22 protein-coding genes and 1 tRNA gene are annotated in these 23,078 nt (G+C 70.8%); 4 read left to right on the forward strand and 19 right to left on the reverse strand.

Translation table 11 applies throughout. The features are described from left to right. Window positions 1-35 precede the first annotated feature (35 nt). The gene (locus BQ7391_RS12385; protein WP_075280157.1) at window positions 36-2,090 is read left to right on the forward strand and encodes a hypothetical protein; all 2,055 of its coding nucleotides are present in this window, start codon (window positions 36-38) and stop codon (window positions 2,088-2,090) included. Window positions 2,091-2,472: 382 nt separating this feature from the next. Here the strand turns inward: BQ7391_RS12385 and BQ7391_RS08190 are convergent. After that, window positions 2,473-2,549: transfer RNA gene (locus BQ7391_RS08190), tRNA-Pro, on the reverse strand. Window positions 2,550-2,707: 158 nt separating this feature from the next. On the opposite strand from BQ7391_RS08190, the gene BQ7391_RS08195 reads away from it, so the two are divergent. Next, on the forward strand, window positions 2,708-3,466 hold the full coding sequence (locus BQ7391_RS08195) for an SDR family NAD(P)-dependent oxidoreductase (protein WP_075280158.1): 759 nt from the start codon (window positions 2,708-2,710) through the stop codon (window positions 3,464-3,466). A gap of 74 nt (window positions 3,467-3,540) precedes the next feature. Here the strand turns inward: BQ7391_RS08195 and BQ7391_RS08200 are convergent, their stop codons facing one another. Continuing rightward, complete coding sequence (locus BQ7391_RS08200; RefSeq protein ID WP_075280159.1) at window positions 3,541-4,389, reverse strand: DUF3737 family protein; 849 nt, start codon at window positions 4,387-4,389, stop codon at window positions 3,541-3,543. Between the two features lie 312 nt (window positions 4,390-4,701). Then, a complete protein-coding gene (locus tag BQ7391_RS08205; protein WP_129583939.1) occupies window positions 4,702-5,259 on the reverse strand; it encodes a cysteine hydrolase family protein in 558 nt (185 codons plus the stop codon). A gap of 53 nt (window positions 5,260-5,312) precedes the next feature. On the opposite strand from BQ7391_RS08205, the gene BQ7391_RS08210 reads away from it, so the two are divergent. Together BQ7391_RS08210 and bilS are read left to right on the forward strand one after the other, a co-directional pair. Further along, complete coding sequence (locus tag BQ7391_RS08210; RefSeq protein ID WP_075280161.1) at window positions 5,313-5,627, forward strand: MGMT family protein; 315 nt, start codon at window positions 5,313-5,315, stop codon at window positions 5,625-5,627. Between the two features lie 46 nt (window positions 5,628-5,673). Continuing rightward, window positions 5,674-6,147 (forward strand): flavodoxin family protein BilS, encoded by a 474-nt coding sequence (gene bilS / locus BQ7391_RS08215; protein ID WP_075280162.1) that lies wholly within the window; start codon window positions 5,674-5,676, stop codon window positions 6,145-6,147. Window positions 6,148-6,150: 3 nt separating this feature from the next. Here the strand turns inward: bilS and BQ7391_RS08220 are convergent, their stop codons facing one another. The 16 genes from BQ7391_RS08220 to BQ7391_RS08300 form a co-directional block, all read right to left on the reverse strand. Then, window positions 6,151-7,959, reverse strand: coding sequence for an ABC-F family ATP-binding cassette domain-containing protein (locus BQ7391_RS08220; RefSeq protein ID WP_075280163.1), 1,809 nt, complete (start codon window positions 7,957-7,959; stop codon window positions 6,151-6,153). 313 nt (window positions 7,960-8,272) lie between these two features. Then, complete coding sequence (locus BQ7391_RS08225; protein ID WP_075280164.1) at window positions 8,273-9,109, reverse strand: deoxyribonuclease IV; 837 nt, start codon at window positions 9,107-9,109, stop codon at window positions 8,273-8,275. A gap of 37 nt (window positions 9,110-9,146) precedes the next feature. Next, entirely contained in the window at window positions 9,147-10,352 is a 1,206-nt protein-coding gene (gene coaBC, locus BQ7391_RS08230) for a bifunctional phosphopantothenoylcysteine decarboxylase/phosphopantothenate--cysteine ligase CoaBC (RefSeq protein WP_075280165.1), read from the reverse strand. Continuing rightward, window positions 10,349-11,071, reverse strand: a complete 723-nt coding sequence (locus BQ7391_RS08235; protein WP_075280166.1) for a zinc ribbon domain-containing protein — start codon at window positions 11,069-11,071, stop codon at window positions 10,349-10,351. Before BQ7391_RS08235 ends, coaBC begins: the two co-directional genes overlap by 4 nt. Window positions 11,072-11,083: 12 nt before the next feature. Continuing rightward, window positions 11,084-12,274 carry a cysteine desulfurase family protein gene (locus tag BQ7391_RS08240; protein ID WP_075280167.1) on the reverse strand — a complete coding sequence of 397 codons (1,191 nt, stop codon included), beginning with the start codon at window positions 12,272-12,274 and terminating at the stop codon, window positions 11,084-11,086. Window positions 12,275-12,279: 5 nt separating this feature from the next. Continuing rightward, window positions 12,280-12,960: a ribulose-phosphate 3-epimerase gene (rpe, locus tag BQ7391_RS08245; RefSeq protein WP_075280168.1), complete on the reverse strand. Its 681-nt coding sequence runs from the start codon at window positions 12,958-12,960 to the stop codon at window positions 12,280-12,282. Beyond that, on the reverse strand, window positions 12,957-13,997 hold the full coding sequence (locus BQ7391_RS08250; protein ID WP_075280169.1) for an NAD(P)H-dependent glycerol-3-phosphate dehydrogenase: 1,041 nt from the start codon (window positions 13,995-13,997) through the stop codon (window positions 12,957-12,959). Before BQ7391_RS08250 ends, rpe begins: the two co-directional genes overlap by 4 nt. Continuing rightward, window positions 13,994-14,695, reverse strand: coding sequence for a glycerol-3-phosphate acyltransferase (locus BQ7391_RS08255; RefSeq protein ID WP_075280170.1), 702 nt, complete (start codon window positions 14,693-14,695; stop codon window positions 13,994-13,996). Before BQ7391_RS08255 ends, BQ7391_RS08250 begins: the two co-directional genes overlap by 4 nt. Beyond that, window positions 14,695-16,026, reverse strand: coding sequence for a ribosome biogenesis GTPase Der (gene der / locus BQ7391_RS08260; protein WP_075280171.1), 1,332 nt, complete (start codon window positions 16,024-16,026; stop codon window positions 14,695-14,697). The genes BQ7391_RS08255 and der overlap by 1 nt, the downstream gene beginning before the upstream one ends. Window positions 16,027-16,181: 155 nt before the next feature. Next, entirely contained in the window at window positions 16,182-17,567 is a 1,386-nt protein-coding gene (locus BQ7391_RS08265) for a DUF512 domain-containing protein (protein ID WP_075280172.1), read from the reverse strand. A 144-nt stretch (window positions 17,568-17,711) separates the two neighbouring features. Then, window positions 17,712-18,557 carry a 4-hydroxy-3-methylbut-2-enyl diphosphate reductase gene (ispH, locus tag BQ7391_RS08270; RefSeq protein ID WP_075280173.1) on the reverse strand — a complete coding sequence of 282 codons (846 nt, stop codon included), beginning with the start codon at window positions 18,555-18,557 and terminating at the stop codon, window positions 17,712-17,714. Further along, a complete protein-coding gene (locus BQ7391_RS12500; protein ID WP_200799596.1) occupies window positions 18,557-19,294 on the reverse strand; it encodes a lysophospholipid acyltransferase family protein in 738 nt (245 codons plus the stop codon). The genes ispH and BQ7391_RS12500 overlap by 1 nt, the downstream gene beginning before the upstream one ends. Then, on the reverse strand, window positions 19,291-20,850 hold the full coding sequence (cmk, locus tag BQ7391_RS12635) for a (d)CMP kinase (protein WP_235858650.1): 1,560 nt from the start codon (window positions 20,848-20,850) through the stop codon (window positions 19,291-19,293). The genes BQ7391_RS12500 and cmk overlap by 4 nt, the downstream gene beginning before the upstream one ends. Further along, a complete protein-coding gene (gene scpB, locus BQ7391_RS08290; protein WP_200799631.1) occupies window positions 20,843-21,514 on the reverse strand; it encodes an SMC-Scp complex subunit ScpB in 672 nt (223 codons plus the stop codon). Before scpB ends, cmk begins: the two co-directional genes overlap by 8 nt. Before the next feature lie 60 nt (window positions 21,515-21,574). Further along, on the reverse strand, window positions 21,575-22,381 hold the full coding sequence (locus tag BQ7391_RS08295; protein WP_075280176.1) for a segregation and condensation protein A: 807 nt from the start codon (window positions 22,379-22,381) through the stop codon (window positions 21,575-21,577). Then, window positions 22,382-23,077 (reverse strand): site-2 protease family protein, encoded by a 696-nt coding sequence (locus BQ7391_RS08300; protein WP_235858651.1) that lies wholly within the window; start codon window positions 23,075-23,077, stop codon window positions 22,382-22,384. Window position 23,078: the final 1 nt, after the last annotated feature.

Consider the following 23,078-nt stretch of genomic DNA (forward strand, 5'->3'; position numbering starts at 1 on the left):
CGTTCGTCGGTTCTTCTCGCCAGAGGGGCGCCCTTATGCTCGCTATCGGGTCCGCGACGTGCTACCGTGCGCGCACCCAAGACGCCCGAGACGATGCGGAGGTCACGATGGACGTGCGGGATAGCGTGCAGGAAGCGGGGCGCAAGCGTCCCGACGAGAGGCTGGCGGGACGTGCCCGACTCGCGCGGGTCGCCTGCGGCGTGGGACTGGGGCTCGCCCTCGGGCTCGGCGTCGCGATGGCCCCCGTCCCCGTCACGGCGGGGGTGGCCCCCGTCGGCGCCGTCATCGCCCGCGCGGCCGAGGGAACGGGCCTCACGCAGGACGACCCGATCGTGATCGACGCGTCCGAGGAGGCCGAGAACCCCTTCCCCGACAAGCTCACGCCCGAGATGATCGCCGAGAGCACGCACGAGGGCAAGGGCCCCTACCAGAACTACGCCATGTACGCGGAGCTCGAGATGAAGGACGGCTCCGTGGTGAAGATGCCCTTCAAGCCCAACGCGCTCAACATGCCCCCGCTCGAGCCCTTCGTGCAGTATCACGACCAGCTCGCGCACATCCACTTCTACGTGGCCTTCATGCCCGCGAACCTCTCCTACGGGCACGGCTTCACGTTCACCGTGGGACACCTTTCCTATGACGCGTGGGACAGCCCCAACCCGCTCGTCTCGGGCCCCGGCAACGGCTCGTTCCAGCTGCTCCCCACCTCCGTGGTCAGGCACAACGGCAAGGACCTGCCCGCCCAGGGCATCTACTGGCGCATCAACTATCCCGTCGGGGCGACCCAGTACTTCGAGGTGCGCTTCGACGTCCCCGAGGGCGCCACGACGATCGTCGCGGACGGCTACCCCGGGACCCCCGACGCCACGGTCCCGCCCGGGAACCTGTTCCGCAGCTACCGGACGCAGCAGCCCACGAGCGCGATCTTCCACCTCGTCGAGGAGGGGGCGTATCGCGCCGCGCGCGGGCTCGGCTCCAAGGACCCGATCCTGGAGCGCAGCACGGGCGAGCGAGCCTATTCCGAGGCCCCCTTCCCGCCGCTCGACGTCGCCGACCTCGCCGAGCCCACGGTCACGCGCGGGTCGTTCCAGACCGCGTACGGCTCGATGATGCTCTACGGACAGTCCCTCCTCAGCCCCGAGGGCTCGCCGAGCAAGGACTTCGTCTACGACGCCGCGGCCGACCGCTGGGTCTACGGCGAGGTGAAGCCCACCTACGCCGAGCTCACCGCCCGCACGGTTCCGGGCTACGTCCTCGTGGGCGACGACATCGACAAGGCCCCTCATCCCGAGAGCGCCGACGCCAACGACCCGCTCAAGGCGGAGGGCCAGGGCAACCACTACCTCACCATGGCGCGCGACACGTCGGGGAAGGTCTATCGCGAGAAGAACTACTACCTCGTGTATCGCTCGCTCCCCATCCCGGTCAACTTCACGGTCACCGCCGCCGGAACGCCCGTCGAGGGGGCGACCTATGACCTCCTCGCCGTGGTCGACGGCAAGGAGCGGCCCGTCGCGAGCGGCCTTACCTCCGACGGCGCCGGGTCCTTCTCGCCGGCGGCCAAGGCGACGCCCGCCTACGAGGAGCTCCAGGCCGTCGCGGCGCGCGATGACGCCTTCGACGCCGACGCCCGCGCGTGGCGCGACGGCGACGACGCCTACCTCGTGCCGGGCGACTACGTGCTGCGGCCGACGTCCGCGCCGGAGGGCTACGAGGCGAGCGAGCTCCGCTTCACCGTGGCGCCGATCGGCGTGACCGGCTCAGAGGAGGAGGGCTACGCGGTGACGCCGCAGCACTTCGACCTCGCCGCGAGCGTGAAGAGCGCGCCCGAGCCCCAGCCCGAGCCCGGGGTCGACCCCGGCTCTAAGCCGTCGACCGACGCGCCGTCCGGACGCGAGGGAGGCGCGTCCGCGACGGCGCGCGGCGATGCGAAGCCTGCCGGGAGGCGCGTCCGGAAGCGGCCGCTGCCCGACACGGGCGACGCCACGCCGACGAGCGCCGGCGTCGTGGCGACGGTCGGCGCGACGGCCCTCGCGGCCGGGGCGGCGATCACCGCGCGCATGAGCGGAAGGAGGCGGCGGGCCCGCTAGGAGGGGCACGGGCGCGATCAGGGGCGCGGGGGCCATGTCGCCCCCGCGCCCCCTTCGTGCCCTGGATGCTCCCGCGGCGAGTCCCGGCACGCCTCGCCGTCAACGATTCTGGAGTTGTGGCAATCCTGTCGTCGGCGGCGTTGCGGAATGTGGGGTCGTGGCAGAGAACGGCCTGCCACGACCCCACATTCCGCAACAGGGCGAGAAGGACGCCCAGTTGGTGCCCGGCTGCGACTGCCACAACCCCCAACGGGACAACGCCACGGCCATAGAGACTGCCATGACCCCAGTTTACGCAACACGCGCGTGGGACCCTCGGGCGTCCGACAGGTGGCTAGGTACGAAAAGAGGCCAGGGACTGTTCCCTGGCCTCGTCAGTTCCTGGTCGGGTGGACTGGATTCGAACCAGCGACCCCTTGACCCCCAGTCAAGTGCGCTACCAAACTGCGCCACCACCCGGTCGTTGTGCGAGGAAGAACTATAGCACCCTTCCCCCGGCGTGACAAGTACGAATTTGGGCATGTTCTTCTCGCGGCAGCCGCCCGCCGAAGGGGCGTTCCGGCGCCGCTGCGTCGCGTCGTACCATGGGTCCATCATCCCAACGAAAGGAGAAGAACATGCTCAGCCTCGACTTCCACGGCCGCGTCGCCCTCGTCACGGGCGCCTCCTCGGGCCTCGGCGTCGCCTTCGCGCACGCCCTCGCCGAGCAGGGCGCCGACGTCGCCATCCTGGCTCGCCGCGTGGAGCGCCTCGAGCAGGTTGCCGACGAGTGCCGCGCCTTCGGCGTTCGCTGTCTCCCGGTGGCCTGCGACGTCTCGAGCGAGGAGTCCATCAAGGCGGCCGTCGCGCAGGTGAAGGAGGAGTTCGGCCGCATCGACGTGCTCGTCAACAACGCGGGCGTCTGCGAGTACGCGCCGCTCGAGGACCACACGACCGCGCAGTGGGACAAGGTCATCGCCACCGACCTCACGAGCGTCTTCCTCATGACGCGCGAGGTGGCCCCGCTCTTCCGCGAGCAGGGCTACGGCCGCGTGGTCAACATCGCCTCGGTGGGCGCCATCCAGGCGGGCGCCACGCAGATCGGCTACTTCGCCGCCAAAGGCGCCGTCCTGCAGGTCACGCGCGCGCTCGCAGCCGAGCTCGCGCCCTACGGCGTGCTCGTGAACGCCATCGCGCCGGGCGTCTTCGACACCGAGATGACCCATGACGCCCTTGAGGCCGAGGGCTCGCTCGTCCTCAAGAACCGTACCGTCCTCAAGCGCTTCGCCGACCCGGTGGAGCTCGTGCCGCAGATGCTCGTCTTCGCGAGCGAGGCCAACACCTACTGCACCGGCCAGACCATCTACGTCGACGGCGGCCTTACCTCCCAGCTGTAGGCTCCCAGCCGGGCGAGAAGGACGGGCGCGATTCTGGCGCCTGCGGGCCGCCCGTCCTTCTCGGCCATCCCGTCCTACTCGCCCGTGACCTCCACGACGCCCATGGCGCCCTCGATGTCGCGGATGACCTCGCCCACGGCGGGCAGCGTGATGCGGCTTCCCGCGAGCGGGTTCTTGACGCTCACCACGGGGGTCGTGACCTCGGCCCGGACGTGGCTGCGCTCGAAGGCGAGGTCGCACCCCTCCATCCGGCAGTTGACGAGGCGGAGGCCCTCGCAGTAGCAGAGCGGCTGCGTGCCCTGGATGAGGCAGTTCTCGAAGGTGACGTCCTCGCTGTACCAGCCGAGGTACTCGCCGCGCACGACGGAGTCACGCACCACGACGTGGCGCGCGTGCCAGAAGGCATCCTTGGTGTCGAGGTCGCAGCCCTCGAAGACGGCGTCCTCGATGTACTGGAACGAGTACTTGCCCGAGAAGCGCACGTTCCGGAAGAAGAGATGGCTCGAGCGCATCATGAAGTACTCGCTCTCCGCGGTGCAGTCCTCCATCTCGATTCCGCGCGTGGACCAGCCGAACTCAGGGGACACGATGTCGCAGCCGCTCATGCGGACATTGCCGCATTCGCGCAGCGCCTTGATGCCGTGCAGGCGGCTATCCTTGATCGTGACGTCCTCGGAGTACCAGAGCGCGGCACGGCAAAGCTCGGTCATCTCCACGTTGCGGAGCGTGAGGCCGCGGTCATGCCAGAACGGGTAACGCAGGTTCATGAAGGCGCCGTCAACGGTGACGCTCTCGCACTCCTTGAAGGCGCTCTCCCCGTCCGCCGGTCCGTCGAAACGGCAGTTGCGCACGAAGAGGCCCCTCTGTCCGTACAAGGCGCGCTCTTCGTCGAACGTCCGGTTCTCAACGATCTTCTCGTCCATCACATTCCTTTCCAAGCGTGGAAAAGTGACTGTCCCTTTTCCACATCCTGGTGTTCAGTTTAGCGACGCAGCGTCATTATGTACAATTCCCATACCGCATGAGGCGTTATGCGGAAACGGCATGGGTGGGGCGGCGAATATGGTGAGATGCCCCCAACGTCCTTCATGTTTCTTGTCGTGGTGCGTCCCGCTGGGAAGGTGCAGGCGATAATTAATCCGCCCTGTGGCATGAAGGCAAAAGGGCCATCTGGGGAAATGCGATGCGATGGGCATCTGGGGGCGGATTAATTTGCGGGGCGTGCCCGTGCCCCGCTACGCCAGCGCCGCCTCCAGCTCCGCGACGGTCACGAGCTGGGACCCGTAGCACTTCTCGCAGTGCTCGAGCGCACCCTCCTGGGTGCCGCAGAGGAAGGTCATCGTGGCGTCGGTCACCACGACGGAGGCATAGTTGTTGAAGTAGGCGTCGGCCAGGGTGTGCAGGACGCAGATGTTGGTGTCCGCGCCCACGGCGATGACGGTCGTGACGCCCAGCTCGCGCAGAGTGAGGTCGAGGTCGGTCTGGAAGAAGCCGGAGTAGCGACGCTTGGGAATGACGATGTCGCCCTCCCCCACCTCGACCTCGGAGAAGATGCGGGACTCGCCGGCGATGCCGTGCTCCCCCCAGAGCTCGAGCTCGCGGTCGAGGCCGCGGACGTGGGCGTCGTTGCAGAAGATCACCGGGACGCCGGCGGCGTGGCAGGCGGCCACGGCGCGCGCCACGGCGTTGCGGTAGGCGGCGGTCGCGGCGTCGGGGTCGTAGAGCGAGTCCGCGCCCACGGCCTCGATGGCGTCGATGACGAGCAGGGCGGCGGCGTTCTTCTCGAGCTCCATGATGGGGTCCCCCTTCGATTGGTGTAGCCTGAGCATAGCGGATTGGAGGCGCTATGGAGCAGTCGTTCTTCGAGCGCGCCTGGGACGTGGTGCGCCAGATCCCGAAGGGCCGCGTGGCCAGCTATGGCCAGGTGGCGCGTCTCATGGGCGCGCCGAGGTGCGCCCGTCGGGTTGGCTACGCCATGCACGGCAGCCCAGGCGTCGCCGGTGGCGTGCCCTGCCACCGCGTGGTCTTCGCGGACGGCTCCCTCGCGCCCGGCTTCGCCTTCGGGGGTCCAGGCGAGCAGAGGCGCATGCTCGAGGCGGAGGGCGTTGGCTTCCTGCCCAGCGGGCGCGTGGACATGAAAACCTCAAAGTGGGAGGTTTAGAAGCGCGCCTTGGGGTACAAGGTGGCTAGCCAACAGAGGAGGAATCATGACCTGCGCAATCATCTGCAGCTCAAAGACCGGAAACACCGCGAAGCTCGCCCAGCGGGCAAGAGACGTCCTGGGTGACGCGGTCGTCGACTCCGTCGCCGGTGCCGACACGGTCCTTCTCGGCTCCTGGACCGACAAGGGCGGACTTGACCCGGCGCTGTCAGGCTCCCTCGCCGCGCTCGAGGGAAAGCACGTCTTCCTCTTCGGCACCTGCGGCTTCGGCGGCAGCCGGGCGTACTACGACCGCGTGCTCGACCGGTTCCAGTCCGCGTTGCCCGAGGGGGCGGAGGTGATCGGGCGCTTCATGTGCCAGGGCCAGATGCCGCCCGCGGTGCGCGAGCGCTACGTCAGGATGGCGGAGCAGGACCCGAAGAAGTTCGCCCCCATGATCGAGAACTTCGACCGCGCGCTTGGCCACCCCTCCGCCGCCGACCTCGACGCATTCGAGGAGGCCCTCCGCGCCGCACTCTAGAACCTACTCGATCCCCAGTCTCTCGGAGAGCTCGAGCCACTCGTCCTCGAGGGCCTCGCGCTCGGCGAGGCAGGTGTCGAGCGCCTCCTGCGCGGCCATGAGGGCGGCGTAGTCGCTCGCGTCCACGGCGGCCATCTCCGCGCGCAGGCGGTCGGGCTCCTCTGAGGTCTTCTCGAGCTTGCGGCTCACCGCGTCGAAGCGCTTCTTGAGCTCGCGGCGCTCCTGGTTGGTGAGGCCGGTCGCGGCGGGGCGAGAGGGACCGTCCGTGCGCGGCTGGTCGGAGGGGGCAGGTCGCGCGGCCGCGTCCTTCTCGCCCAGCAGGCGCAGGTACTCGTCAACGCCGCCGGGAACGTGGCGCACATGGCCGTCGATGAGCGCGAACTGGTCGTCGGTCACGCGCTCCATGAGGTAGCGGTCGTGGCTGACCACGAGCAGCGTCCCCGGCCAGCTGTCGAGCAGGTCCTCCATCACGGCGAGCATGTCCGTGTCGAGGTCGTTGCCCGGCTCGTCGAGCACGAGCACGTTGGGCTCCTCCAGGATGACGCAGAGAAGCGCCAGCCGGCGGCGCTGCCCGCCGGAGAGGTCCCTGATGAAGTTCTGAAGCTCGCGCTGCTCGAAGCCCAGGCGCTCGATGAGCTGCGTGGGGCTCTGCATCTTGCCGCCCACGAGGTAGCTCCGCTTGTAGCGGCCGAGAACCTCGAGCACCCGCCACCCGTCCTTCTCGCCCAGCGCGTCGAGGTGCTGGCTCATGAAGCCAAAGCGCACTGACGCGCCGATCTTCACGGTGCCGGACGTCGGCTCGAGCGCGCCCGTCATGAGCGCGAGCAGCGTGGACTTGCCCGCGCCGTTGGCGCCGAGGATGCCGTAGCGGTCGCCGGGGCCGATAAGCCAGTCCACGCCGTCGATCACGCGCGGGCCGCCCGGATAGCTGAAGCTCACGCCCTTCATCTCAATGACCTGCTTGCCCAGCCGACTCACGGCGAGGCGCTTGAGCTCGAGCGGGTTTCTGAGCGGCGGGTCGTTGGCGATGAGCGCACGCGCGGCCTCGATGCGAAACTTCGGCTTGCTCGTGCGCGCCTTGGCGCCGTGGGCGAGCCAGTTGAGCTCCTTGCGCAGCGTGTTCTGGCGACGCTCCTCCATGACGGCCGCCTGCCGCTCGCGCTCGACGCGCTGCTGGATGTAGGCGGAGTACCCTCCCTCGAAGGGCTCTACCCTGCGGTCGTGGACCTCCCACATGTGCTCGCAGACCTCGTCGAGAAACCACCGGTCGTGCGTGACCACGAGCAGCGCGCCCTCCCCCGCCGGCCAGCGACGCCTGAGGTGGTCGGCGAGCCACTCGATGGCGGCGAGGTCGAGGTGGTTGGTGGGCTCGTCCATGAGGACGACGTCCCAGGCGTGGCAGAGCACGCGACAGAGGTCCACGCGGCGGCGCTGACCGCCGGAGAGCTCGCCCACGAGGCCGTCGAGGTCGAGGTCGCCCACGAGCTCGTCCAGGATCGCGCGGATGCGGGCGTCCGAGGCCCACGTGTACTCGGGGACGTCGCCGAAGATCGCGCGGCGCACGGGGTCCTTGTCGCCGAGCTGGTCTGCCTGGCCGAGGTAGCCCACGCTGATGCCGCGCCGCCAGGTCACGGTGCCCTCGTCCGGCTCCAGCACGTGGCCCACGATCTCCAGCAGCGTGGACTTTCCGTCCCCGTTGCGGCCGACGATGCCGATGCGCTCGCCCTCGTTGATGCCTATGGTCTGGTCCTCGAGCACGCGCTTGCCGGGCCACTCGTGCCCAACGTGCTCGAGGCCTATGAGGATTCCCATCCCGGGTTCCTTCCTGTCGCGGTCCGGGACCATTATAGGGTCCGCGCGCCCCTCTCGCCCGGGCGACGTGCCGTCCCGCCCTGCGCGCTTTCCGCCGTCCCGCCACGCCGCACCGCTCCGCCGTCCTGCCACGCCGCACTGCTCCGCCGTCCTGCCATAACATTGAAAAACTTATTACATGGAATTCCATGTAGCAACGGGCATCCAGGCGCGAGAATCGGCCTCTGGAGGCCGATTACCCACTTCATTTTCATGTAATAAAAACATCAACCGAATACCTCGCGGCGTGAGCGGCGAGAAGAACGTCCGCCCGTCACTCCCCTGCCGCGAGCCCGCGGAGCAGGGCGATCTCCTCGGCCCAGCCGTCGAGCCCGGGCTGCGGGGTCTCGAGGACCATTGGCAGGCCGGCGAGGCGCGGGCTCGTGACCACTGCGCGGAAGGTCTCGAGACCGAGCGTGCCCGCCCCGATCCTCTCGTGGCGGTCCTTGTGGGATCCGAGCGGGTTTTTGGAGTCGTTGAGGTGCAGGGCCCGCAGGCGGTCGAGGCCGATCACCCGGTCGAACTCGTCGAGCACGCCGTCGAGGTCGCCCACGACGTCGTAGCCGGCGTCGGCCACGTGGCAGGTGTCCAGGCACACGCCGAGAAGCTCGTCGTGCGAGACGCCGTCGATGATGCGCGCAAGCTCCTCGAAGGAGCGCCCGACCTCGGTGCCCTTGCCCGCCATGGTCTCCAGCAGGACTGTCGTGGACTGCCCGGGCACAAGGACCTCGTTCAGGCCCTCGCAGATGAGGCGGATGCCCTCGTCCGCGCCCTGCTTGACGTGGGAGCCGGGGTGGAAGTTGTAGAGGTGGCCGGGCAGTCGCTCCATGCGGGCTAGGTCCTCGCGCATCGCCCGACGCGCGAACTCCACGGTCTCGGGCTTCGCGGAGCAGAGGTTGTAGGTGTACGGCGCGTGCGCGACGAGCGGGCCGATCCCGCGCTCGTGAAGCGTGTCGAGAAACGCGGCGAGGTCGGCGTCCTCGAGCTCTCGCGCGTTGCCGCCGCGCGGGTTGCGCGTGAAGAACGCGAAGGTGGTGGCGCCGATGGAGACGGCGTCGGCCGCCATGGCAGCATAGCCGTTCGCGGTTGAGAGATGGCAGCCTATCAGCAAACCTGTCCCCTTTTCTCTGAGAGAAAAAACACGTCCCTTATTTGCGGACTCGGTCGAGGATGGCGTTGGCGACGTCGGCGAGCGGCATGGTCTCGAGTTGCTCCACGCCGGCGGCGGAGACGAGCGCCACGCGGTTGGTGTCCGCCCCGAAGGTGGACTCGGGGCGGCTCACGTCGTTGGCCACGATGAGGTCGGCCCCTTTGCGGCGGAGCTTCTCCGTGGCGTGGGCGAGGAGGTCGTCGGTCTCGGCGGCAAAGCCCACGACGACGCGCCCGCCCTTGACGGCGCAGAGGTCGGCGAGGATGTCGGCGGTCTCCGTGAGCTCGATCGCCTCCAGGCGCTCGCGCGACTTCTTGAGCTTGTGGTCGGCCGGCGCGGCGGGCGTGTAGTCGGCGACGGCGGCGCTGCAGATGGCGGCGTCGGCGTCCGCGAACGCGGAGAGCATGGCGTCGTGCATCTGCGCGGCGCTCTCGACGTCCACGCGGCGCACGCCGGCGGGCGCGGCAAGCGACGTGGGGCCGGAGACGAGCGTCACGTCGGCGCCGCGACGCGCGGCGGCCGCCGCGATCGCGTAGCCCATCTTGCCCGTGGAGCGATTGGCGATGTAGCGCACGGGGTCGATGGCCTCGTGCGTGGGGCCGGCGTTCACGAGCAGCCGAACGCCGGCGAGGTCGTGCGGGACGAGAAGCGCCAGCGCGGCGGAGACGATCTCGTCCACGCCCGCGAGCTTGCCCTCGCCCACGTCGCCGCAGGCGAGCCGACCGCTGTCGGGGCCCACGAAGCTCACGCCGCGCGTGCGGAGTGTGGCGACGTTCGCCTGCGTGGCGGGGTTCTGCCACATGTGGACGTTCATGCCCGGGGCCACCAGCACGGGGCACGGGCAGGCGAGGATGGTCGTGGTGAGGCAGTCGTCGGCGATCCCGCAGGCCATCTTGGCCATGACGTTGGCCGTGGCCGGCACCACGACGGCGGCGTCGGCCCACTCGGCGAGCTCGATGTGCGGGATGGGCGAGCCGGGGTAGGAGTAGAGCGAGGTCGCCACGGGGGCGCCGGAGAGCGCCTCGAAGGTGGCCGTCCCCACGAAGCGCTCCGCGTCGGCGGTCATCGTCGCGCGGACGTCGCAGCCGGCCTTCTGGAGGCCCCTCAGGACCTCGCACGCCTTGTAGGCAGCTATCCCCCCGCAGACGGCGAGAAGGACGCGCGGCCTGCGGCCCTCGCGCGCCGCGGTCCCCTCCCCGCTCACTCCTGCCCCTCCTCGGACGTGATGAGCATGCGGTGGCAGTACGGGCACTCCGTGATCTCGTCCCCGTGGGAGAGGTCGTGGAACTGGCTGGGCTGGAGCTTCACGCGGCAGACCGAGGGGACGTTGCCGTTGAGCCGCTCGACGGCGAGGCCCCTGAAGCGCTTCCTTGCCGCCTCGTAGGCGGCAAGGTGCTCGGCGGAGAGCTCGGCCGCGGCAGCCTCGCGCGCCCGGGAGAGGGAGACGATCTCCGCCCTGATGCTCTTCGAGCCCTCGTCGAGCGAGGCCTGCGTGGCCGCGCGCTCGGACTCGATGCGCTCCTCGGTGCGCCGGGCGTTTCGCTCCGCGCGCTCGAGCCGCTCGAGCCGCTCGTGCGCGGGGCCGAGCGCGAACTCGCACTTCTCGATCCGCTTGGCGAGCGAGGTGAGCTGGCGCTCGTAGTCGCGGAGCTCCCGGTGCGTGAGGGCTCCGGAGTCCGCCTGGGCCTGGACCTCGGCGGACTTCTCACGGTAGTGCGCGAGCTCGGCCTCGGTCTCCTCGATCTCTATCTGCGCGTCCTTGCGCTGCCCGATGATGCCCGTGAGCTCGGCGGCGACCTTCTTGCGCGCGAGCTCGATGGTTTTGAGGCGGGCCTGCTGCGGCATCTTGGCCAGGCTCGAGGCGAGCTTGAGGAGCCTGAGGTCGAGGTCCTGGAGGGAGAGGAGTGCTGCTGCTTCGGTCATCGGTTCCCCTTGCTATCTGCGCCCGCGACGTCGGTCGCCGGCATGGTCACGTACGATTTCGAGAAGCGCCCTGCCGAGGCGCTCGAGGTCCTGTCCGGCGACGCGCTCGTCAAACGAGACGCGCAGCGACCCGAGGGCGCTCTCGCGCGGGACGCCCATGGCGAGAAGGACGTGGCTCGCGTCGAGCGAGCCGGAGGAGCAGGCCGAGGCTGCGGAGACCTCGAAGCCGGCCTGGTCGAGCTCGAGGACGAGCGTCTCGGAGTCGAGCCCGGGCACCATCACGCTGACGATGCCGGGGAGTCGCGACGAGCCGTCGTAGGGCAGCGTCGTCGTCTCCACGATGCCGCTGCCCGGCGCGCAGAGGGCGCGGACGAGCGCGTCGGCGCGCCGGGAGACGTCGGCGGCGGCCCCGGGCAGCGCCCCGCAGGCCGCTCGGGCGGCCGCTGCGAAGGCGAGCGCGCCGCGCACGTCCTGGGTGCCCGCGCGCATGCCGCGCTCCTGCCCCCCGCCGAACGTGAGCGGCCTCATCGGAGCGCGCCCGCGGACGAGCAGCGCGCCCACGCCGACGGGGCCGCCGAGCTTGTGGGCGGCGACGCTCGCCGCGTCGACCTCGGAGAGGTCGAGCGGAAGGTGCCCGAAGGCCTGGACGGCGTCCGTGTGGAAGAGCGCGCCGGCGGCGTGAGCGGCGCGGGCGAGCGCGCCCACGGGCTGGCAGGCGCCGGTCTCGTTGTTGGCCGCCATCACCGAGACGAGGGCGCAGCTCCCGTCGACGAGCCCCTCGAGCCCCTCGGGCCGCACGACCCCGTCGGCGCCGGCGCCGGCGAGGCGCACCTCGAAGCCGCGGTCGCGCAGGACCGGGGCGAGGTCGAGGACCGAGTCGTGCTCGATCTGGGAGAGCACGACGGTGCGACGGCGCGAGTCGCGGGACCGGGCCCCCTCGGCGAGCCCGAGGACCGCGAGGTTGTTCGACTCGGTGCCGCCCGAGGTGAAGATGACGTCCGACGGCCTGAAGCGGCCGCCCGCGCAGCGCGCGACGTCGGCCCGCGCGCCGTCGAGGGCGCGGGCGGCGGCGCGCCCGAGCGTGTGGAGCGAGTTGGGGTTTGCCCCGGCGATCTCGCTCGCCTCGTAGGCGCGCTCCGCGGCGAGCGACTCCTCGCGCGCGGGCGCCGAGGCGGCGTAGTCGAGATAGGTTGGGCTCGTCACGGCGGCTACGCCCTCCTCGACGTGCCGCTCGTGCCGGACGTGCGGATCGCCGCGATCGCGGCGGCGCGGTCGGCGGCGCCGAAGACGGAGCTGCCCGCCACGAGGACGTTGGCCCCGGCGGCCGCGACTTCGGCGGCGTTTCTCGCCGTGATGCCGCCGTCAACCTCGATCGCGGGGCTCACGCCCTGCTCGTCGCACATGCGGCGCAGGCGGCGGAGCTTGCGCAGGGACGACTCGATGAAGCGCTGGCCGCCGAAGCCCGGGTTCACGGTCATGACGAGGACCATGTCGAGCTCGCAGAGGATGGGCTCGAGCAGGCACACGGGCGTCGCCGGGTTGATGGCGACGGACGCCTTGGCTCCGCGGTCCTTGATGAGCGAGACGAGCCGGTGCGCGTGGGAGGTCGCCTCGTAGTGGAAGGAGACGACGTCCGCGCCCGCGTCGAGGTACCTCTCGACCATCTCGTCGGGGTTGGAGATCATGAGGTGGACGTCGACGGGAAGCTCCGTCGCGGACTTGACGGTGCGCAGGAGGTCGATGCCGAACGAGAGGTTGGGGACGAAGTGGCCGTCCATGACGTCGTAGTGCAGCAGGTCGGCGGTGGAGACGTCGGCGAGCTCGTCGGCGAGGCGGCGGAAGTCGGCGGAGAGGACCGAGGGGGCGACCCTGATCTCATCGTTCATCATGCGTTCTCCTTGTCTTGCGTTGCGATTCCGTAGAACTCCTCGGTGGGGCGCCGCCCAAGGAGGGCGTCCGTCGCCGCGGTCACGTCGAGCCTGCCGTGGAGGACGGCGTGGACCGCCTCGGTGATGGGGACCTCCACCCCGCGTGAGCGCGCGAGCGAGAGCACGCTCTCGGCGGCGCGCGCGCCCTCGACGACCATGTGCGTGCGGGCCTCGTAGGACTCGAGCGTCTCCCCGCCTGCGAGGGCCTCGCCGAAGGTGCGGTTGCGGGAGTGGCGCGAGGTGCAGGTCGCCACGAGGTCCCCCATGCCGGCGAGGCCCATCGGCGTGAGGGGGTCGGCGCCGAGCGCCGCCGCGACGCGGCCGATCTCGGCGAGCCCGCGCGTCATGATGACGGCGAGCGCGTTGTCCCCCGCCCCGAACCCGACCGCCGCGCCGCAGGCGATGGCGACGACGTTCTTGATGGCGCCGCAGATCTCTACGCCCGTGACGTCGCCGGAGACGTACACCCTGAAGCTCTGGCTGACGACGAGCCCCTGGAGGCGGCTCGCGACCTCGGGGGTCTCGGAGGCGAGCACGGCGGCGGAGAGCTTGCCGAGGCAGACCTCCTCGGCATGGTTGGGGCCGGAGAGGACGGCGATCCGCTCGCGGTGGCCGAGCTCGTCCGCGACGACGTCGAGCATGAGCTCGTTCGTGCCGACCTCGACCCCCTTCGTGAGCACGAGCAGGGGCACGTCGTCGGGAACGAGGCCCGCGAGCGAGGCGCACGTCCCCCTCAGGTACGAGGAGGGGACGGCGAGGACGACGACCTCCGCGCCCGCGAGCGCGCACGCGCGGTCGGACGTGGCCACGACGTTTCCCGGGAGCTCGTAGTCGACGAGGTGGCGCGGGTTGCGGCGCGTGGCGCTGATGGCGTCGGCCACGGCGGCGTCACGGCACCAGAGCGCGACCTCTCCGCAGCGCGGCGCGAGAAGCCCGGCCATCGCGGTCCCCCACGAGCCGGACCCGATGACGGCGACGCGCCCGGCGCGGGCGCTCATCGAGCCTCACCGTCGCTCTTCTCGGCCCCCTCGACCCTCTCGCCCGACTTGTGGAACGAGAAGCGGCGCTCCTCGCCGTGGATGAGGCGACGGGCGTTCTCGCGGTGCGACCAGATGACGACCACGGCCGCGACGACGACCGGCGCGATCGAGACCGCGGGGAACCCGAGCAGGGCGCACCACGCGGGAAGCGACGCGGCCGCGGCGAGCGAGCCGAGCGACACGTAGCGCGTGGGCACGGCGAGAAGGACGAAGACGAGCAGCGCGCCCAGCCCGACCGGCCAGAAGAGCCCGAGCGCCGCGCCGAAGCCGACGGCGATCCCCTTGCCCCCGTGGAAGCCGAGGTACGGCGAGAAGACGTGCCCGAGGATGCAGGCGAGGAACATGACCGACATCGCGGTCCCGAAGAGGGTGGTGTGGTCGAGCGAGGCGACGTCGCCGCCCAGGGCGAGCGCGGCGATCGCCCAGCGCGAGACGAGCATCCAGACGAGGCCCTTCAGGACGTCGCATGCGAGCGTCGCGGCCGCGGCGCCCTTGCCCACCGAGCGGGCGACGTTGGTGGTCCCGATGTTGCCCGACCCGACGGTCCTCACGTCGACGTGGCCCATGGCCAGGGCGATCACGAGGCCGAAGGGGATGCCGCAGACGAGGTAGGCGCCGGCGGCGAACAGCGCCGTCCAGAGGGCGAGCTCCCCCATCAGCGATCGCCTCCCTCGGACTTGCGGCGGAACCGGAGCCGCACGGGAGTGCCGACGAGGTCGAAGCGGGCGCGCAGGCGGTTCTCGAGGAACCGCTCGAAGTTGTCGTCGACGAGGTCCGGCGCGTTGCACCAGAAGGAGATGACGGGGGGCTTGGAGCCCGTCTGCGTGGCGTACTGGATCTTGAGGCGCCGGCCGCGCTCCGAGCGGGTGTGGCCGCCCTCGCGGATCTCGGCGAGAAGGTCGTTGAGCTCGGTGGTCCTGAGCTGGGCGGCATGGGCCGCCGCGGCGCGGACGGCGAGCTCGAGGACCTTGTCCGTGGCGCGGCCGGTCAGGGCTGAGACGTTCACGGTGGGGATCCACGGGGCGAAGGCGAGGCGCTTGTCGATGGACGCGACGACGTCGTTCCTCTGCTGCTCGGTCTCCACGAGGTCCCACTTGTTGAGCACGAGCACGAGGCCGCAGCCGCGGTCGATGGCCATGCCGGCGACCTTCTGGTCCTGCTCGGTGACGCCGATCGTGGCGTCCACGACGAGCAGGCACACGTCCGCTCGGTCGATGGCCTGGAGTCCCCGCACGAGGCTGTAGTACTCGACGTCCTCGTGGACCTGCGTCTTCTTGCGCATGCCCGCCGTGTCGACGAGCTTGATGGGCTGCCCCTTCCACTCGATCACGGTGTCGATGGCGTCGCGCGTGGTGCCCGCGACGTCGGACACGATCGAGCGCTTCTTGTTGGCGAGGCGGTTGGCGAGGCTGGACTTGCCCACGTTGGGGCGCCCGACGATGGCCAGGGACAGCATGTCGTCCTCGGGCTCGTCCTCGGTCTGCTCCGGGAAGGCGGCGACGATGTCGTCGAGCAGGTCGCCCGTGCCGTGGCCGTGGCCGGCGGAGAGCGGGCGGGGCTCGCCGACGCCGAGGGCGTAGAAGTCCCAGAGGCCGTCCTGCTCGGTGGCGGGGTCGTCCTTCTTGTTGACGACGAGGAACACGGGCTTGTCGACGCGGCGCAGGACGCGCGCGACCTCCTCGTCCTCGTCGGTCACGCCGGTCGTGCCGTCGACGACGAAGACGATGACGTCGGCCTCCTCGCAGGCCATGAGCGCCTGCTCGCGAATGCGCGGGGCGAAGACGTCCTTGGACTTAGCGGACTCGATGCCGCCGGTGTCGATGAGGGTGAAGTCGCGGCCGTTCCAGTCGGCGTCGTGATACGAGCGGTCGCGCGTGACCCCGCGCGACTCGTGGACGATGGCGTCGCGGCTCACCGCAATGCGGTTGACGAGCGTGGACTTGCCGACGTTGGGCCGGCCGACCACGGCGACTACGGGCTTAGGCATCTGGTCTCCTTGCTATTCCATTGGTGTCGCAAGGATACCACGAGCGGTCGGTTTTGACCCGTGAGCGCGCAAAACCCCCACGCGCGCCAATTACGTCGCGTTCGTCTGCCACATTGAGCACATGTGGCAGACGAACGCGACGTAATTGGCGCGCGCTACGCCAGCCCAAGGACGACGAGAAGGGCGTCGAGGTAGTCGCCGGGGCTCGGGACGCTCACGGTCACGAGGGCGCCTCGGCGGCGGAGCTCCTCGAGGATGTGGTCCTGCGTGTCGCCGTCGAGGGTGAGGCGATCGAAGTTGAACATGACCTCGGGGAGCACGACGAGCGCGCCGGAGAGGTCGTCGGGCATCTGGGCGAGCAGGTCCTCGGAGACGATGAGGCCCGTGACGTTGACGTCGCCGCCGAAGTAGTCGTTTCTGATGGCGCGCGTCGACGCGCGGCCGGCGGGAGAGAGCGCGCGGCAGAAGGCGTCGATGGTCCCGGCCGCCGCCTCGCCGCAGACGAGCTCGAGGCGCAGGCCCCTCTCGGCAAGCGCCCCGTCGACGGCGCAAAGGTCAGCCGCGCGCTCCCGCGCGACGAGCGCCGTCTCGTCGAGGAAGCTCCTGAGCATGCCGATCCCGTCGTAGAACTGCGGGTAGCCGTCGTAGGTCTCGGCGGGAGGGACGGGCAGGCGCGCGTCGACGTAGAACTCGTCGGAGAGCTGGAAGCGCGTGATCCCGAGGGTCTCCCGCGCGCGCCGCTGATAGGGCTCGATGAGGCGCACCACCGCGCGCGACGCCTCGACGTCGTCCGAGTAGGAGCTCTTGAAGCGCCTGCTGTGCTTGGTGTAGCCGAGGGGCACGACGGCGAGCGAGGTGATGCCGCCCCGCCCCTCAACCCAGTCGAGCGTGGCGGCGAGCTCCGCGCCGTCGTTGATGCCCGGGCAGAGCACGATCTGCGCGTGCACCTCGATGCCGCCCTCGAGCAGCCGCTCGAGCACCTCGATGCCGCGGTCGGCGCGGCGGCCGATGAGGTTTCTGCGCACCTCGGGCGTGATGGCGTGGATGGAGACGTTCATCGGCGAGAGCCCGCAGGCGACGATGCGCTCGGCCTCCTCGTCGGAGACGTTGGTGAGCGTGACGAAGTTGCCCTGCAGGAAGGAGAGGCGGTAGTCGTCGTCGCGCAGGGTGAGCGTCGAGCGCGCCTCGGGCGGGAGCATCGCCATGAAGCAGAACTGGCAGGCGTTCACGCAGGTGCGGATGCCGTCGAAGAGGACGTCGGTGAAGTCGATGCCCCAGTCCTGGCCCGGCTCGCGCCAGAGCTCGCAGGGCGTCGTGGTGCCGTCGCTGGGGTCAAAGACCTCGAGCTCGCAGGCGGCCCCGTCGGCCTCCCAGCGCCAGTCGATGAGATCGCGCGGCACGACGCCGTTCACGCGGTCGATGCGCATGCCGGGCTCGATGCCGGCCTCCCAGGCGGGGCTCCCCTCCTCGACGGCGGCGACCCAGGCGCCGAGCGCCCGGTCCCTCGTCGAGGCGTAGTCCGCGCGTCTCTGATCCACCATCGGCTGTCCCCGTTCTTCTCGCCCGATGCATCCCGCGCACCAATAACGTACAAAAACAAGCACAACTATCTCTATGCCCAGTCAAAAAACGCACCGGTACAATTTTGCGCGTAATTTGCCGTGGGCGAGAAGAACGTGCGCTCGCTACCCCTCCACCATGCGCTCGATCGCGGCGCGGACGGCCTCGATCTGACTCGCGGGCGTGCTCGCGCCGGCGGTGATGCCGATGAGCGAGGCCCCCTCGAACCACTCCGGCCTCAGCTCGTCGTCGCCCTCGACGTGATGCGTGCGGGGGCAGCTCGCCGCGGAGATCTCGGCGAGCCGGGTGGTGTTGGCGGAGTTGCGCCCGCCGATGACGACCATCACGTCGGCCTCCCGGGCGAGCGCGTCGGCTGCCGCCTGGTGGCCGGAGGTGGCCTCGCAGATGGTGTTGATGACGCGCACCTCCTCGGCGACGCCGAGCAGGGCCTCGACGACCTCGGCGAGAAGGACCCGGCGCGCCGTCGTCTGCACGACGACGCCGACCTTGCGCGCGTGCGGGAGCGCGGCGGCCTCCTCGGCGGAGCCGACGACGACGGCCCCGGGCGCGTGCGGGAGCGTGGCCTCCACCTCGGGGTGCCCCGCCTCCCCCACCACGACGACCTGATAGCCCTCGCGCGAGAGGCGCTCCGCCGCCTGGTGCACCTTCTTCACGAAAGGGCAGGTGGCGTCGAGGACGCGCGAGCAGAGCTCGCGGGCGCGCGCCTCCTCCTCGGGGACGGTTCCGTGCGTCCTCAGCAGCAGGGTGTCCCCCGCGGCCTCGTCGGGCGAGCTCACGGCGTCGACGCCGCGGGCCGCGAGCCCCGAGACGACGCGGGGGTTGTGGATGAGCGGTCCGAGGGTGTGCACGGCCCCCGAGCGCTCGTCGGCGGCCGCCTCGACCATGTGAAGCGCGCGCTCGACGCCGTAGCAGGCCCCCGCCTCGGCGGCGACGCGGATCTCGGGCGCCATCACTCCACCCCCGGGTGGTCATCGCGCAGGGCGTCGCGCAGCTCGTAGACGCGCGCCATGCCGACGCGCTCCATCTCGGCGAGCTGCTCCTTGCGCTTGCCCGCGGGCAGGTCCGACCACTCGATCGGGTCGCCGACCCTCACGTAGACGGGGCGGCGGAAGCGGAGGCGGCGGGCGCCGACGATCGCGACGGGCTGGACCGGCGCCTTGGCGAGCTGGGCCATGATCGCATAGCCCCCGTGGGACTGCTGCTCCGCGTCGTCGCGGACGCGCGTCCCCTCGGGGTAGATGAGGACGCACTCCCCGCGGGAGAGCATGGCGCGGGCGCGCCGGACGACCTTCATGTCGGCGGTGCCGCGCTCGACGGGAAAGCCGCCCGCACGCGAGAAGAGCCAGGTGGCGGGGAGCAGCTTGTCGAACTCGCTCTTGTAGACGATGCGCACCGGGACGTGGGCGAGCCACATCGTCACCACCACGACGACGGGGTCGAGCATGGACTCGTGGTTCATGATGATCACGCGCCCGCGCGCGTCGCCGAGCAGGCGCTCGGCCCGCTCGATGCGCCACGGCCACAGGAGCTTGGTCACCAGCCACAGGATGCGCACGACGGCGCCGATGAGCAGGCGCCCGGGCAGCGGGTGGTCGCGCAGGTCGTGGTCGTAGTAGTCGTCGAAGGTGTTTCCGGCGAAGGCGCGCATGCGCCCGCCCTTCTCGCCGCGCGCGTCCCTCTCGCTCATGAGCGCCTCCCCTGCTCGCGCGCCGCAAGCTCCGGCGAGAGCGCGATGATGGCGGCGACGACCTCTTCGAAGGAGAGCTCGGAGGAGTCGATGTGGCGCGCGTCGGCGGCCGGGCGCAGCGGGGACGCCTCGCGGCTGGAGTCGTATGCGTCGCGGCGCACGAGGTCGGCGAGGATCGCGCGCTCGGCGTCCGCGTCGACGGCAACGACGTCGCCGGTCGCGAGGTTGCCGCCGCCGCGCTGGACGGCGCGCCGGCGGGCGCGGGCCTCGGGCGAGGCGCTGAGGAAGACCTTGACGTCGGCGGCCGGGAACACCACCGTGCCGATGTCGCGCCCCTCGGCGACGACGTCTCCGCTCGCGCCGAAGGCGCGCTGGAGCTCGACCATGGTCTCGCGGACGCGCGGGTTGGCCGAGACCGGGGAGACCGCGAGCTCGACCTCGGGGGTGCGGATCTGGCTCGTCACGTCACGCCCGTCGAGAAGGACCCGCTGGGCGTCCCCGTCGGCGAGAAACTCGATGCGCGCGCCACGCGCCACGCGCGCCACGGCGTCCTCCTTCTCCGGGTCGACGCCCGCATCGAGGCAGGCGAGGGCGACCGAGCGATACATCGCCCCCGTGTCGAGGTAGGTAAGGCCGCACCGCCGCGCGACCTCGCGCGCGACCGATGACTTTCCCGAGCCCGAGGGCCCGTCGATGGCAACGATCATCGAATCCCCAATCTTCGTTCCTGCCGCCCGGGGCCGCTCCGGGAGGGGCGTCCCGCCGGCCGCTCGCGCAGCGCGCGGGACTCGGCCTCGCTGAGCTCGCGCCACGAGCCCTCGGGGAGCCCCGCGAGCCCGAGAGGGCCGAAGGCGTCCCGATGGAGCGCGAGGACGCGATGCCCCACCGCGAGCAGCATCTTCTTCACCTGGTGCTTGCGGCCCTCGTGGATGGTGATCCCCACGACCGCGTTGGGCTCCCCGCCCCCCGTCCGCCCCGCGGGGCGGGGCGGACGGCGGTATCATGCTCGAGGACGGGCCTGCGGCCCCGGCCGGGGCCGCAGGCCCGTCCTCGAGCATGATACCGCGTCTCAGGCGGTCGAGGTCGCGCTCGGAGGGCGTGCCCGAGACGAGGGTGACGTAGTGCTTCTCGACGTGGCGCGACGGGTGGAGGAGCGCCTGGCCGAGGTCGCCGTCCGTCGTGAAGAGCAGAAGGCCCGTCGTGTCGAGGTCGAGCCGACCCACCGGGAAGAGCCCCGGGTGCTCGCGGGCGGGCACGAGCTCGGCCACGGTGGGACGCCCCTGCGGGTCGCTCATGGTGGTCACGTAGCCGGAGGGCTTGTTGAGCACGATGTCGACCGGGCGAGCCTCGAGCCGGCAGGGCATGCCGTCGACGGTCACGACGTCTCTCTCCGGGTCGACCTTGCTCCCGAGCTCGGTCACGACGACGCCGTTCACGCGCACGCGGCCGGCCGTCATGAGCCGCTCCGAGCCGCGCCTGCTCGCGACGCCGGCGCGCGCGAGGAAGCGCTGGAGGCGCATGGGGTAGACGCCGCTCTCGCGCAGCGGCTCACTCATCGCGCGCGTCCTCGTCCGGGCCGTCGGGATCGCCTTCGGGGCCAAGCAGGTCCGACTCCTCCTCGAGGTCGGCCTCGGTCTCCTCGAGGGTCGAGCCGATGGAGCGCCCCGAGAGCCGCTCGCGGATGAACCTGCGCGACTCCTCGTCCGGGGCGAAGTCCTCGAGCGGGGGCAGGTCGCGGAGGCTTCTCAGCCCAAAGTGCTCGAGGAACAGGCGCGTCGTGCCCCAGAGCTGGGCCTGGCCGCGGTCCCGCTCGCGGCCGACCTCGCGGACGAGGCCCTTCTCCTTGAGCGAGCCTATGACGCCGTCGGAGTTGACGCCGCGGATGGCGCGGACCCCCTCGCGGGTGACGGGCTGGTGGTATGCGATGACGGCGAGCGTCTCGAGGGCGGCCTGCGAGAGCCGGCGGGTGTCCCAGGAGAGGACGTAGTCGGCGACCTCGTCATGGTAGGCGGGGTGGGTGAAGAGCCGCCAGCCGCCCGCGACCTCGCGGAGCTGGAACCCCCGGTTCGCGTCCGCGTACTCGGCCGCGAGCTCCGCGAGCGCGGAGGCGACCTCGCCGGGCTCGGCGCCCGCGGCGCGCGCGAGCTCGGTCGCGGGGACCGAGTCGTCGGAGACGAGGAGCAGCGCCTCGAGCAGCCCCTTGAGCGATCCGGATTCCATGCGTTCGAGCCCGCTCACGAGCCCTCCCTCCGTACGTGACGCCGCGGCGCGGCCGCGCCCCTAGGCGTCGTCTCCATCATCGTAGCCCACCTCGGGCTGGTAGGCCTCCGCGCCCTCGACGTGGGTGACGTCGATCTCCCCGAAGAGCTCGTCCTGCCGCACGCGGACGAGCCCGCGCTTGTAGAGCTCGAGCACGGCCAGGAAGTTGGCGACGACGGTCTCGGCGTCGTCCTGCCCGTCCAAAAGCTCGCTGAACGAGACGCTGCCGCGCGCGCGGACCACGCGGTCGACCGCGGCGATGGTGAGGGCCACGGGCAGGCGCCGGGGGGCCACGTGCTCGGCCTCGAGCAGGAACGTCTCGCGCCTGGAGTCTATGTCGGCGCAGATGACGGCGAGGCTCCTGAGCGTTATGCCCTCCAGGTAGTCCGGCATGAGGCCGAGGAAGTCCGGGTCGGGGCCGACGGTCCGGGGGTGCATGCGCCCCTCCGCCTCCGCGCGCGCGGCGAGCGATGCCGCGGCTGACCTGAACTGCTTGTAGGCCACGAGGCGGGCGATGAGGACCTCGCGCGCCTCGTCGGGCGAGAGGTCGGCGAGGTCGTCATCCTCCTCGTCGTCGGCCGGGACGCGCACGAGGGGCTCGTCGGGGACGAGCGAGGCGGCCTTGATGTCGAGCAGGGTCGAGGCCACGAGCACGAAGTCGCTCGCGACGTCGAGGTCGAGGTCGCGCATGCGCTCGACCTCCTCGAGGTACTGGTTGGCGACCTCCGAGATCGAGATGGCGCCGATCGTCACCTTCTGCCTCGTCACGAGCTGAAGCAGGAGGTCGAAGGGCCCCGAGTATGCCTGCGTCCGGACGCGGTACGACACCTAGCCCACCGCCCAGCCGAGAAGGACCCGCATGACGGTGCCCGCCGTGGCGTCGAGGTAGGACGAGAGCGGGTCGACGTGCAGGAGGCCGGGAAGGACGTAGAGGACGGCGAGCAGGATGGCCATCGAGTAGCCCTGGAGCTCGTAGTACCTCGCCCGGGCCCTCCCCGTGAGGAAGAACAGAACGACCTTGGACCCGTCGAGTGGCGGCAGCGGGATGAGGTTGAAGAAGCACAGGACGAGGTTCACTCGCACGTAGGCGAGCAGGATGGCGTACGCCCAGTACGCGACCTCGAGCCCTGCCGACGTTGCGGCGATCCACGCGACGGAGCGGTCGAGGAGCCCGAGCAGCGCCGCGCCCACGACCGCCTGCGCGAGGTTCGAGGCGGGTCCCGCGAGGGCGACGAGGACCTCGTCGCGGCGCGGGTGGCGCAGCCTGGACGGGTTGTACGGAACGGGCCGCGCGAACGCGAAGACCGGCCCCCCGGCGAGGGCCATGATGAGGGGCAGGACGATGGAGCCAAAGCCGTCGAGGTGCGCGCGCGGGTCGAGCGTGAGCCGTCCGGCCTCCTTGGCCGTGGGGTCGCCGAGCCTCAGCGCCGCCCAGCCGTGCGCCACCTCGTGAACGATGGCCGACGCCATGACGAGCACGACGGTGATGGCGATCGACGCGACCCTGTCGGTCAGGTACCCCACG

Origin of the sequence: Thermophilibacter provencensis, from assembly GCF_900128445.1 — a bacterium.
In the GTDB taxonomy this organism is placed as follows: domain Bacteria; phylum Actinomycetota; class Coriobacteriia; order Coriobacteriales; family Atopobiaceae; genus Thermophilibacter; species Thermophilibacter provencensis.